The following is a 1,334-nucleotide window of genomic DNA, read 5'->3' as shown; positions in this document are numbered from 1 at the left end:
CTTGATGCTTGATGCTTGATGCTTGATGCTTGATGGGCTGAATTAGAAATTAGCAAAAATCGAGGTTGAGCTTCCGGTGTGCGGTTTAATCAGCTTTTCTTCGCCGGAATGTATGAGGATGACTCATCCTCATACAAAGTGACTTGAGGTCGCGCTACTAAAGGGGTTGAGAGGATTATTGGTGTGCCATCCCACACTTGATCCCACACATTTCACGATGCATCAATATTGTCCTGTCAGCTATTTCCCTTGAGCCCTAATCGAACGGGGAAGTCCCCGTCTGAATCACACCGGTTTCATGGAGGCCATTTCGTTAAAGTCAGGCAGCCATAGCCTGACCGCGGTGTTGCTGGTAGAAGTTTGCCTCAGCTTCTGTCGGAGGTATATATGCAATGGCGTTCAGCTCCACCAGCCCATAACGGTCTACAGAGTTGAGGCCTTCACGAAGCCCGGTGTGATTCAGCTTTCGATTTCCCCAAGGGCAAGCATGTGTCTGCCCTTGGGTTGTTGGAGAGATTACTGAGCAGGCTTTGCAATAAAGTAGTGGCGCTTGCCTTGGTGCATGATAAAGGCAGGCTCAAATCCCTTGCGAAACGGAATGCCTCGGTAGTAAATCATCGCTGTATCTGGCAGATACTTTCCATACACATCTATCATTTCACTTGTTGTTGGCAGCTTTAAGGTGCCTCGATCCCACTCAGCACCATAGTGAGGGGCAATAAAAATGGGCCCATAGAAGTTACCCTTCACATTCCCGACAACCTGCTCCCGCGCTTCAGCCGTAAACGGGCGAGTATTGCCCAATCGAGCATCATTGAGGGTGGCGTAAGATGATGGGTGGTTAATCGGCAGCCCTCTCACCACATCATTACCAACCTTTTTCGTGCCGTTCGTTGCCTTCAACCAAGCCTCACGCCAGTTATTCCGCACCCACTCCACGGCCTCATCCGGGCTATCAACAATATCGGCCGGCACCCAATAGGCTATTTGAATCGCCATAAGCATCCGGTTCCCGCGAGGCGTGTTCAGCACCCCAAAGGCCAAGCCGGCCCCCAGTGAGCCACTGATAACGCCCATATCAATCCCGCCAATGGTGCCTCCCACTCGCTCTGTAACCTCGTTGACGCAGCCGCCACACGACCCCATTACCGACCCTGGAGCAGCGTCCATCATGCCAGGAATGCCCATCTGATCGGTCATCATCACCAGCGCGTCAGACCATTGCTCCTTTGGTGTGGTTGCGTATTCCGGCGAACGTGACCGGTCATTCCGGGGATCGTGACCGATTTGCACACGGCCTTCACGCTGGAACGGGTTTTGTACTCTGAGCGGTC

At 52.5% G+C, this 1,334-nt stretch carries 1 protein-coding gene; it reads right to left on the bottom strand.

All coding sequences use genetic code 11. The annotated features are described in order from the left end of the window. Positions 1-516 precede the first annotated feature (516 nt). A partial coding sequence (locus BMZ23_RS14735) for a hypothetical protein (protein ID WP_177197312.1) occupies positions 517-1,334 on the bottom strand: 818 nt, incomplete at its 5' end.

The sequence above is a fragment of the Halopseudomonas yangmingensis genome, from assembly GCF_900114825.1.
Taxonomy (GTDB): Bacteria; Pseudomonadota; Gammaproteobacteria; order Pseudomonadales; family Pseudomonadaceae; genus Halopseudomonas; species Halopseudomonas yangmingensis.
Note: the sequence above shows the minus strand (reverse complement) of the source record. Positions and strands in the feature narration are given on the sequence as shown.